Raw genomic sequence first — 10,407 nt, forward strand, 5'->3', positions numbered from 1 at the left:
AAATACAAAAGTAAAAATTAAGGTAAGGATTTAATAAAATGCAGAAGAGAGAATTAAAAAATCCCGAATCCCGAGATACGAAGTATCGCAAAGCCATTTCGAATTCCGAAATCCGAATTATTTTATTTGGTCCGCCGGGTGCGGGAAAGGGAACAGTGGCAAAGAGGCTGGTTGAAAGGTTTAAAATACCCCAGATTTCAACAGGCGATATGTTAAGGGATGCTGTATCCCATAAGACAGAAATGGGCCTTGCGGCAGAGGACTATATAAAAAAAGGGGAGCTTGTTCCAGATGATATAATTATTGGGATAATAAACGAGAGGATAAAAAACAAAGATTGCGAGCAGGGTTTTATTCTTGATGGATTTCCCAGGACAATAAACCAGGCAAAAACATTAGAAAAAGCTGGAATAAAAATAGATAGGGTTATTAAATTGGATGTAGATTCTGAAACAATTATTAAAAGGAATACAGGAAGGAGGATATGTAAGGATTGTGGTGCAATATATCATATAAAAAATCATCCTCCCAAGAAAGAGGGAATATGTGACAAGTGCCAAGGTGCCCTTTACCAGAGGGAGGATGATTGCGAGGAATATGTAAGGCATAGAATAGATGTCTATCTTAAACAGACAATACCCCTTGTGGATTTCTATGAAAAAATGGGTATTTTGGCCTCTATAAATGGATGTGGAGACGAAAACGAGGTTTTTGATAGGCTATTAAATGTGTTAAAATGATAATACTTAAATCCAAAGAAGAGATAGAGAGGATAAAAATAGCAGGAGAAATAATCAAAAATACATTTTTGAAGCTTTCCGGGATGATAAAACCAGGGATTACCACGCTTTATTTAAATAATATAGCTCATAATTTGATAATAAAGGAGGGTGGAAGGCCTGCATTCCTTGGTTATCGTGGATTCCCTTGCTCTATATGCACATCCATAAATGAGGAGGTAATCCACGGCATACCTAGCAAAAGAATCCTCAAAAATGGTGATTTATTAAAGGTAGATATTGGTGTATTTTATAAAGGGTATTGTGCAGATGCGGCAAGGACATATGCTATTGGCGATATATCCCCTTTATGTTTTAAGCTAAAAGATGTGGCATGTGAGGCATTTAAAAGGGCGATTTCTAATTGCAAAAATGGAGGTTCTACAAGGGATATATCTTATTCAATCCAAAATTATGTTGAAGGCTTTGGTTTTTCTGTTGTTCGGGATTTTGGAGGACATGGGATTGGAAAAGAGCTACACGAAGAGCCAGAGATTTTAAATTATGTATCCAAAGATAATATTCGCCTTAAAGAGGGAATGGTATTTTGCATAGAGCCAATGGTAAATGAGGGAAAGAGCGAGGTTTTTATACATTCCAATAAATGGACAGTGATCACAAAGGATAGAAAGCTATCAAGCCATTTTGAGGAGACGGTTGCCATTACAAACAATGGCGCCCTTATATTAACATGAAAAAAGAGGAGAAGGTAATTGTAAAGGGAAAGGTTTTGGAGGTTCTTCCCAATGCAATGTTTAAGGTCAAGGTCTCTGAAAAGCATATTGTTTTAGCGCATGTCTCTGGAAAAATGAGGATGCATTATATAAAAATTCTTCCCGGTGATGAGGTTAATGTTGAAATCTCTCCCTATGACCTTACAAGGGGGAGGGTGATATATCGGGAATAAAAAATGCAAAATGCAAAACTTAAAACGCAAAACTGTGGTAAAGATTTTATAAAAATGCAAAATTGAGGTGGAAATTTAATAATGAAAGTGGGAAGTTCGGTAAAGAAGATTTGCGAAAAGTGCAAGATTATAAAGAGAAAGGGAAGGGTAAGGGTGATTTGCCCAAATCCCAAGCATAAACAAAGACAGGGTTAATGGCTGACCTAATATTGCGGGCGTTCCTTGCTCACATTGTCTCTGATGTTTTGCTTCAACCTGATATTCTTTCAAAAAAGAAGAGAAACGCAGGGAAATGGCTTATTGCCCATGGAATTATTACCCTTATAGCCTTACTTTTCTTTGGTTGGGCTGTATCCCCTTATTTAAAATGGGCTTTGTTTTCCATTCTTACCTCCATTTCCCATTATTTTGTTGATTTCTTTAGGATTAAAAGGGGTAAAAAGGGGATACTTATAAGCATATTAGACCAGACATTACATTTTGGCTTCATAGGTTTATTTCTCTTTCTCTTCTTTAAGTTACTACCTTAATGAATTTTTTAAGTTTTAAAAGCTTTATTTGCTTGACTTTTTAGGCATATTTTTGTAGAATGTTATATAATGATAGAGGATTGGCAAATAAATGTGGAAGTAAGAGCAGCTCTTGTAAAAAGATTTGTGGATACAAAAACCGTCAATGTCTCAACAAGTAATGGTTGTGTTCTTATAAAGGGTGAACTAGGTTTTGTTGGACAAAATGTGGAAGAGGAGCATATCCCTTCTATCCTTTCAAAGATTGAAGAGGATATAAAATATATAAAAGGGGTAAAAGACCTTAAGATAAATTTTAAAGACTGGATAAAAGTAAATCAAAGATGGATAAACCTCAAGGAACTTTAAAGGGAAAGCATTTAATTGGAAATATGCTTGTTGAGGCAAGGCTTCTTACAAAAGAGGGGCTTGAAAGGGCAATATTAGAACAAAAAAAGACAGCTGAACAATTTTCAAGGGTATTGATAAGATTAGGCTTGATAGAGGAAGAAGCCCTGGTTGCATTTTTGGGAAGCAAGTTTAATATCCCTTATATTGACCTTTCAAAAGCACCTATCGATATCCTTGCTGTTTCCCTTATCCGCTATGAAACAGCAAAGAAATACCTTCTTTTTCCATTTGCCAAGGAGGATTCTGTTTTAAAGATTGCGATGGTTGATCCCTTAAATGCCACTGTAATAAATGAGGTTGTTGTAGAGACAGGCTATCAGATAAAACCACATATTGCCTCAGACACAGGGATAAGAAATGCGATTAAGGAGTATTATGAAGCAGGGTTATTAGATGAAAAGAAGCAAGATACAAAAAAGAAGATTGAGGTCAAGGTTGTCTCTGATGAGATGAATATAGATAAAATTATGCGTCAAGGCTCTGAGGCACCTTTAATAAACCTGGTTAACCATCTATTAACCGAGGCGGTTAAAGCAAAGGCATCTGATATCCATATCGAACCATATGAGCATTCTTTAAGGATAAGATATAGAATAGACGGTATTCTCTATGAGGTTGCCTCTCCACCAAAAGAGCTTCTTCATCCCCTTATCTCAAGGGTAAAGATTATGTCAGAAATGGATATTTCAGAAAGAAGGCTTCCTCAGGATGGAAGGGCAAAGCTTAGGATTGAAGGAAGGGAGGTAGATTTCAGGGTTTCAACCATTCCCACAAACTTTGGCGAGAAATCCGTGATAAGAATCTTGGATTCATCTGCTTTATGCGTTGACCTTACTTCCCTTGGTTTTGAACCAGATGCCCTGAGTATATTTGAAAAGAACATAAATGTTCCCCATGGAATGATTCTGGTTACAGGTCCAACCGGAAGTGGGAAGACAACAACCCTTTACTCTGCCTTAAGAAGCATAAATACACCCGATAAGAATATTGTTACAATAGAGGACCCCGTTGAATTTGTCCTTGCTGGCGTTAATCAGGTTCAGGCAAAGCCCGATATTGGATTTGATTTTGCATCAGGTTTAAGGTCATTTATGAGGCAGGACCCCGATATTATTCTGGTTGGTGAAATAAGAGACAGGGAGACAGCAGAGGTTGCCATAAATGCTGCCTTAACCGGTCATCTGGTTTTTTCAACCCTTCATACAAATGACGCAGCGGGTGCGGTAACACGGCTTGTTAATATGGGGGTTGAGCCATTTTTAATAGCTTCAACAGTAGTTATGGTGGTTGCCCAGAGGCTGGTTAGAAAGCTTTGTGATTGTAAGGTTGCTTATGAAGTTCCGGGAGAAAGCCTAAGAAGTATGGGAATAGATGTCTGGGAAAATGTGGTTACATTATACAAGCCTAATGGATGCGAAAAATGCGTGAATATTGGTTATAAAGGAAGGTCTGGTGTATATGAGATCCTTGTGGCAAATGAGCAGATTAAGGAACTAATTCTCCATAGAGAATCATCCCATGTTATCTATAAAGCTGCGGTTGATAGCGGGATGATCACATTAAGGGAAGCAGCGGTAAGAAAGGTTCTCTCTGGAGCTACATCCATTGATGAGATGATGAGGATAACCTCGGAAGCGTAATGATTTTTAAATGTTGAATTTAGAATTCAAAATTTCTTAAGTAAGATGCTTACAATGGAGTTTTTGGTGCATGAGATGGTTGAAAAGGGAGCCTCTGACATCCATCTTGTGATTGGCACACCACCACAACTCAGGATTGATGGTATAATGATGCCGATTGAGGGAATGGAGCGTCTTATGCCAGATGCCTGCCAGCAGCTTATCTACTCTGTCCTTACCGATGAGCAAAAAAGGAGGTTTGAGGAAGAGAATGAACTTGATATATCCTTTGGTGTCAAAGATGTGGGAAGGATAAGGATGAATGTCTTTAGACAAAGGGGAACAATCGGAGCAGCCTTAAGGGGAATTCCTAACGAAATTCCAAACTTTGATCAGCTTGGCCTTCCTTCTGTGGTAAAAAAGATTGCCGAAATTCCCGTTGGCCTTGTCCTTGTTACCGGTCCAACCGGAACAGGAAAGTCAACCACCTTGGCCTCAATGATTGATTATCTAAACACAAACAAAAAAGCACATATCATTACGGTTGAAGACCCAATTGAATTTCTCCATAGACATAAAAATTGTATTGTTGTTCAAAGAGAGGTGGGAGCTGATACAAAGTCATTTGCCGCTGCTCTAAAGCATATGTTAAGGCAAGACCCTGATATAATTCTTGTAGGTGAGATGAGAGACTTAGAAACAATCTCTGCTGCACTAACCATAGCAGAAACAGGCCACCTTGTCTTTGCAACCCTCCATACACCCGATGCCATTCAATCGGTAAATAGAATTATTGATGTCTATCCTGCCCATCAACAACAACAGATAAGGGCACAGCTTTCTTTTGTTCTAAAGGCAACCATATCACAAGCCCTTATTCCCCATGCCAGTGGAAAGGGTAGGGTTGTTTGCTGTGAGATTCTTATTTCAACCCCGGCGATTGCAAATTTAATTAGGGATGGAAAGATTCATCAAGCATATACCATTATGCAGGCAGGAAAGCAATTTGGTATGCAGACAATGAATTCAGGCTTGACCGATTTATATAGAAGGGGAATGATTACTTATGAAAATGCAATGATTCATTCTCAAGACCCAGAAGGTCTTAAGAAGATGCTCACAGGAGGAGCAACACAAGCACAGACAATGCTTAAGGCAGGAGGATACTAAAGTGCACCAGAACACCAGTCACCAGTCATAGCGGTATATTTTTTACTGGTGTCCTGGTGCTTTAGTGCTCTGGTGACTATTTATTATGGCGGTATTTAATTATAAGGCAAAGGATGCAAGGGGCGCTCCTGTCTCGGGAAAGATAGAGGCGGCTAATCTAAAAGAGGCATTAGCCAAGCTTAGAGGCCAAGGCTTAAGGGTTTTATCAACCGAGCAACAAAAAGGGGGTCTTGCTATTGAAGGTCTACTTGGTAAGATAAATATCTTAGCCAGGCCTGGTCTGGGAGATAAAGTTATCTTTTCTCGCCAGCTTTCAACCCTTATAAATGCAGGTATCCCGGTTGTTCAATGTTTAAATATCCTTATTGAACAGGTAAAAAAGAAATCCTTCCAGAAGATATTAACAGATGTCCGAAGGGATATTGAGGGTGGTGAATTTATTTCATCTGCTTTGGCAAAGCATCCATCCTGCTTTGATCGACTCTATGTAAGTATGGTCAAATCAGGTGAGATAGGTGGTGTTTTGGATGAGGTTTTGGAAAGAATTGCCGCATACCTTGAGAACATTGCCGAGCTAAGGAGAAAGGTTATCGGTGCAATGGTATATCCTGCAATGATACTCTTGGTTGCCATTGCTGTTGTCGCATTCCTTCTTGTATTTGTTATCCCAAAATTTAAGGAGGTATTTGAGGTATTTGGGGAAAAGCTTCCCAAGCCAACCCAGATATTGATAAAAATCTCTGACTTTCTTGTTCATTGGGTATGGCTTGTTTTCCTTATAATATTTGTTATTGTGGTTATATTTAATATAGCGATTAACCGATCAGCTAAAATAAGGCTACAATGGCATCGTATTATCCTTAAAATTCCTTTATTCGGTGACTTGTTTAGAAAGATAGCCATCGCCAGATTTACGCGCACTTTGGGAACTCTGGTAAGATCCGGTGTTCCAATCCTTGAGGCATTGGATATTGTTGCCCAAACATCTGGAAATAGGGTGGTTGAGCTTGCTATCCTTGATGCAAGGAATGCTATCAAGGAGGGAGAGAGAATTTCAGATCCCTTAAAGAGATCCGGCGTATTTCCTCCTATGGTGATTCAGATGATCTCAGTAGGAGAGGAAACCGGTGCTTTGGATGCAATGCTATTTAAGGCAGCAGATTACTATGATCGGGAGGTTGATGCTACAGTGGCTGCTTTATCCTCTATTCTTGAACCAATGATGATTGTTATCCTTGGAGTAGTTGTTGGATTTATTGTTGTTTGTATGTATCTTCCCATATTTAGCCTTCCTGGGATGATAAAATGAATAATTGCAAATTGTAAATTGTAAATTGAGAAAGGTATAAAAATTTAAAATCTAAAATTTACAATTTCAAATGGAGATTGCACCCTGTGTAGATAAGTGTCCAATTAATCTTCCCATCCCAGATTATATCAGGCTAACCTGTGAGGGGAGGTTTGATGAGGCATATTCTTTAATCGTCCGAGAGACACCAATCCCCTCAATACTTGGAAGGATATGCTTTCATCCCTGTGAGGATGTCTGCCGAAGGGGTGAGGTTGATGAAGCCATAAGCATATGCAATATCAAGAGGTTTTTGGGAGATACCATCTCATCCCTTCCAAAGCAAAAGGTATTTCAAAAAGAGAGGATAGCAGTTATAGGGGGTGGTCCATCTGGCCTCTCTTGTGCCTGGCATCTTCTTCAGCTAGGATACAGGGTTGATGTATTTGAAGAAAAGGAGTCTGCGGGAGGAATGCCATATATCACCATTCCTTCCTGGAGGCTTCCCTTGGATATTTTAAAAAGGGAGATGATAAATCTTGTAGATGCTGGTCTTTCTATAAAGACAAACAAGAGGTTGGGAGATGATTTTTCATTAGATGACCTAAAAAAAGAATACGATGCTGTTGTGATTGCCTGTGGTCTTCCCTTAAACAGGGAGATAAAAGCAATTAAAGGTGATGATGTAATCTTGGCTTTGGAATTTCTTGAGGCAATAAAATTTAAAAGGGAGGTTTCTCTTAAAAAGAGGGTTTTGGTTATCGGTGGAGGCAATGTTGCCATTGATTGTGCTAGGGCATCTTTAAGAATGAAAAGGGATGTCTCTCTTGTTTGTCTTGAGGATTACGAGAATATGCCTTGTTTTAAAGGGGAAAAGATAAAAGCAGAAGAGGAAGGGGTAAAAATCTTTCCTGAACTTGGGCCAAAAGAATTGATAAGAGAGAATGGAAAGATAAAGCAATTGATAGCTATGAAGGTTTTAAAGCTATTTGATGAAAATAAAAGATTTTCCCCTCAATTTAATGAAGATGAGATAAAAACCTTTAATGTAGACACAATAATTATGGCGATTGGTCAGATGGCAGATTGGACGGCTTTAAAAAGGGGAGGCATTACCCAGGATATGTTGAAAGAAGATGGCTTGAATGGCTTATTTGCCTGCGGAGACATTGTTTTAGGACCAACGAATGTAGCTAGTGCGATTGCTTCTGGAAAGAGGGTTGCGATGAATGTTCATTTAAAAGTCAGGAGTCAGGAGTCAAGAGTCAGGACTCAGGAGGTATATGATTTAATTTCATCGATTTCTTCTCCTGTAATTCCCTTTATTGCCAAAAGAGAAAGGGTAAAACCCGAATGTTTAGGGATTGAGGAAAGGTGTGCTTCATTTAATGAAATAGAGAAAACATATACATTGGATGATGTTTTTCTTGAGTCGTCACGCTGCCTTTATTGTGGAAAAGGGCCAGAGCAGAAAAAGGAGACCTGCCCTTTATGCCTTACCTGCATAAGAATCTGCCCACTTAAGGGGATAAAAAGGGAAGAAAAAAGGGCTTTTCTCTCCTCTCAAGATTGCCAATCCTGCGGCATATGTGCAGGGTTATGTCCAGACAATGCAATAAGAGAGGATGGGATTCTCCTAAAAGATAAATACCCAAAGGAGGTAACCATAGCCTGTTTTGATTACCCATTATCTGATGCAATAAGGGTTCGCTGTCTTTTAAGTGTTGGAATTCCCTTTTTCCTTTCCTTGATGGAAAAGGGCGTAGAAAAATTTTTTATAAAACCCTGTAGGGAAGGCTGTTTTGTCCCAAGTGCAAAACCCTACATTTCTAAAATGATAAGCAGGCTTGAGAAAATTTTGAAAGAGATAGGGCTTACAGGGGTTATAAATTTTTAAGTTATAAAGTTTTAAAGTTTATTAAATTTTCCTTGACAGCAAGATAAGGGAAATTATATAATTTTTTAAAATTTTTGGAGGTAAAGTAATATGGCAAGACAGAAGTTTGAAAGGACAAAGCCACATATTAATGTGGGAACCATTGGTCATATTGACCACGGTAAGACAACCCTTACCTCAGCAATAACCAAGGTATTGGAAAAGAAAGGGTTGGCAGAATACAGGTCATTTGATAGTATTGACAATGCACCTGAGGAAAAGGAGAGGGGGATAACCATTGCAATTGCCCATGTAGAGTATCAGACAGTCAATCGGCATTATGCCCATATCGATTGCCCAGGCCATGCTGACTACATCAAGAATATGATAACCGGTGCAGCCCAGATGGATGGTGCGATCCTTGTGGTAGCTGCCTCTGAGGGCCCTATGCCCCAGACAAGGGAGCATATCCTTTTGGCAAGGCAGGTTGGCGTTCCTTATATTGTTGTCTTTCTTAATAAGGTTGATATGGTAGCAGACCCAGAGCTCATTGAGCTGGTTGAGGTTGAATTAAGGGAGTTGCTCTCTGAATACAAATTCCCAGGTGATGAAATTCCCATAATTAGAGGAAGTGCCCTAAAGGCAGGGGAATGTGGCTGTGGAAAAGAGGATTGCCCAAATTGTGAGTGTATTATAAAGCTTATGGAGGCGGTAGACTCATATATTCCTATGCCAAAAAGGGAGATCGACAAGCCATTCCAGATGGCGGTTGAGGATGTCTTTTCCATAACCGGAAGGGGAACAGTTGCCACGGGAAGGATTGAGCGGGGAAAAATCCATGTAGGAGACAGTGTTGAGATTGTCGGCATTCAAGAAACAAGAAAGAGTGTGGTTACCGGGATTGAGATGTTTAGAAAAACCCTTGATGAGGGAGAGGCAGGCGATAATGTTGGGCTTCTTTTAAGGGGAATAGAAAAAAACCAAGTTGAAAGGGGTCAGGTCATTGTTGCACCTGGCTCAATAACACCCCATACAAGATTCAAGTCAGAGGTCTATGTCCTAAAGAAGGAAGAGGGTGGAAGGCACACCCCATTCTTTACTGGCTATAGACCACAATTCTACTTTAGAACCACCGATGTAACCGGCTCCATCAAGCTTCCCGAGGGTGTTGAGATGGTAATGCCAGGGGATAATGTGAACCTTGAAGGCGAACTAATCACACCCATTGCCATGGAGCAGGGCCTAAGATTTGCCATCCGTGAAGGAGGCCACACCGTAGGGGCAGGGGTTGTAACGGAGATATTGGAATAAGCCAAAGATAAATTTTAAAACCGGGAGGCAAGGTAAAGATGAAGAGAAAAATTATTGGGATAATCTTAGGGATAACTATGTCTTTCCTGGTTTATGCAGGGATAGAGACAAGAATAAGGGTAAAGGATAAGGAGGGTTATATCGGAGAAAAGATAACCCTGGATGGCTGGTTGGAATACAAGGATGGAAGTAGGTGGAAGAAGCTTAAGGATAAGACAGTTAAACTTGAGGTTGATAATGCCTATGTGGGAAGTGATGTATCCGATGACTCATGGGGAGCAAACTGGGATTATAAGGATTATGTAATCAATGTCCCTGTGGGAGAACATACGATAAAGGGAAGGTTTGAAGGCGATGGGACATACAATGCATCAGAGGGAACGGGAAAATTAAAGGTAAATAAGAAGGATAGTGTAATCAATGACTTTGAGGTTAAGGAAAAGGGAAAAGAGGTAGCCTCCCTGGGAACCTCTACCCTATTAGGAACATCAACCATATTGGCTTATCTTACTATCCTTCCGGGAACACAGATAACCA

Annotated in this window: 12 protein-coding genes; all 12 read left to right on the forward strand. The window is 39.6% G+C overall.

Going from position 1 to position 10,407, the window contains the following annotated elements:
- Positions 1-38 precede the first annotated feature (38 nt).
- Positions 39-740 (forward strand): adenylate kinase, encoded by a 702-nt coding sequence (locus tag AB1397_07155; protein ID MEW6482755.1) that lies wholly within the window; start codon positions 39-41, stop codon positions 738-740.
- Positions 737-1,474 carry a type I methionyl aminopeptidase gene (gene map, locus AB1397_07160; protein ID MEW6482756.1) on the forward strand — a complete coding sequence of 246 codons (738 nt, stop codon included), beginning with the start codon at positions 737-739 and terminating at the stop codon, positions 1,472-1,474. The genes AB1397_07155 and map overlap by 4 nt, the downstream gene beginning before the upstream one ends.
- Positions 1,471-1,686 carry a translation initiation factor IF-1 gene (infA, locus tag AB1397_07165; GenBank protein MEW6482757.1) on the forward strand — a complete coding sequence of 72 codons (216 nt, stop codon included), beginning with the start codon at positions 1,471-1,473 and terminating at the stop codon, positions 1,684-1,686. Before map ends, infA begins: the two co-directional genes overlap by 4 nt.
- A gap of 81 nt (positions 1,687-1,767) precedes the next feature.
- Positions 1,768-1,881, forward strand: a complete 114-nt coding sequence (gene rpmJ / locus AB1397_07170) for a 50S ribosomal protein L36 (protein ID MEW6482758.1) — start codon at positions 1,768-1,770, stop codon at positions 1,879-1,881.
- Positions 1,881-2,216, forward strand: a complete 336-nt coding sequence (locus AB1397_07175; GenBank protein MEW6482759.1) for a DUF3307 domain-containing protein — start codon at positions 1,881-1,883, stop codon at positions 2,214-2,216. The genes rpmJ and AB1397_07175 overlap by 1 nt, the downstream gene beginning before the upstream one ends.
- A gap of 69 nt (positions 2,217-2,285) precedes the next feature.
- A complete protein-coding gene (locus AB1397_07180; GenBank protein ID MEW6482760.1) occupies positions 2,286-2,564 on the forward strand; it encodes a hypothetical protein in 279 nt (92 codons plus the stop codon).
- Positions 2,540-4,246 (forward strand): ATPase, T2SS/T4P/T4SS family, encoded by a 1,707-nt coding sequence (locus AB1397_07185; GenBank protein ID MEW6482761.1) that lies wholly within the window; start codon positions 2,540-2,542, stop codon positions 4,244-4,246. The genes AB1397_07180 and AB1397_07185 overlap by 25 nt, the downstream gene beginning before the upstream one ends.
- A gap of 45 nt (positions 4,247-4,291) precedes the next feature.
- A complete protein-coding gene (locus AB1397_07190) occupies positions 4,292-5,395 on the forward strand; it encodes a type IV pilus twitching motility protein PilT (protein ID MEW6482762.1) in 1,104 nt (367 codons plus the stop codon).
- An 85-nt stretch (positions 5,396-5,480) separates the two neighbouring features.
- Positions 5,481-6,704 carry a type II secretion system inner membrane protein GspF gene (gspF, locus tag AB1397_07195; protein MEW6482763.1) on the forward strand — a complete coding sequence of 408 codons (1,224 nt, stop codon included), beginning with the start codon at positions 5,481-5,483 and terminating at the stop codon, positions 6,702-6,704.
- A 70-nt stretch (positions 6,705-6,774) separates the two neighbouring features.
- The gene (locus tag AB1397_07200) at positions 6,775-8,580 is read left to right on the forward strand and encodes an FAD-dependent oxidoreductase (GenBank protein MEW6482764.1); all 1,806 of its coding nucleotides are present in this window, start codon (positions 6,775-6,777) and stop codon (positions 8,578-8,580) included.
- A gap of 90 nt (positions 8,581-8,670) precedes the next feature.
- Positions 8,671-9,870 carry an elongation factor Tu gene (gene tuf / locus AB1397_07205; protein MEW6482765.1) on the forward strand — a complete coding sequence of 400 codons (1,200 nt, stop codon included), beginning with the start codon at positions 8,671-8,673 and terminating at the stop codon, positions 9,868-9,870.
- A 38-nt stretch (positions 9,871-9,908) separates the two neighbouring features.
- Positions 9,909-10,407: Ig-like domain-containing protein (locus AB1397_07210; protein MEW6482766.1), on the forward strand; the 499-nt coding region annotated here is incomplete at its 3' end.

It is taken from the genome of bacterium (genome assembly GCA_040756715.1).
Lineage (GTDB): Bacteria > UBA9089 > UBA9088 > UBA9088 > UBA9088 > JBFLYE01.